At 47.1% G+C, this 719-nt stretch carries 2 protein-coding genes; one reads left to right on the top strand and one right to left on the bottom strand.

Annotated features, from left to right (window positions below):
- The gene (locus tag KIV40_RS34925; protein ID WP_285354048.1) at window positions 1-426 is read left to right on the top strand and encodes a hypothetical protein; all 426 of its coding nucleotides are present in this window, start codon (window positions 1-3) and stop codon (window positions 424-426) included.
- Window positions 427-555: 129 nt separating this feature from the next.
- On the opposite strand, the gene KIV40_RS34920 is transcribed toward KIV40_RS34925, so the two are convergent.
- On the bottom strand, window positions 556-719 hold a 164-nt coding region (locus KIV40_RS34920), incomplete at its 5' end, for a winged helix-turn-helix domain-containing protein (protein ID WP_285354050.1).

Raw genomic sequence — 719 nt, 5'->3', positions numbered from 1 at the left:
TTGGCCTGTGTCATCGCACTGGCAGGCTGTTCAACGGCTCAGGTTGAATGGCAACAAGATAATCAAGTCGAAGTGGCTGAGACGACAATCACTATGAAAAGCAACCTGTGGCTGAACAAGATGCCAACCATTGGTGAAAGCCAAGACAAGACTTTGCATGGTGCTATTTACCTTGAATCAGACACGCAGCTTCCAGCCACGCTTGCTGTTGAAAGCCTGACTGTAAAACAGGGTGCGGACACTCTACTGGTGACCAGCGATGATCTTGATTTAAGAACGCACAGCCAAACCCAATGGGAAGTGGCATTTGTGTGGCAGCTTGAGATAGACAGTGATAAGCCTGTGGATGTGGCTGTTGAGCTAAAAGACGGTGAGACCGTGAAGTGGTTGGTCGAGAAAGATGTGAAAGTCGACACCGTTTATTAAGTATTACCGAAGGTCGAATAGCATGTTCAAGCATGCTGTTCGTGCCGCGTGAAACGGATATTAAAAAAGGGTGAGTGCTGAGCACTCTCCCTTTTTCGATTCATCTAGATGGTATACCCATCCGATAAATTAGTCTTCTAAGTCACCACAGAAACGGTAGCCTTCACCGTGGATCGTAGCAATGATCTCTGGCGTGCCAGATACAGATTCAAAGTGCTTACGGATACGACGGATTGTTACGTCTACTGTACGGTCATGTGGCTTAAGCTCACGGCCTGTCATCTTCTTAAGAA

This window comes from Vibrio sp. D173a, assembly GCF_030248475.1.
This window is presented reverse-complemented; position numbering and strand designations above follow the sequence as displayed.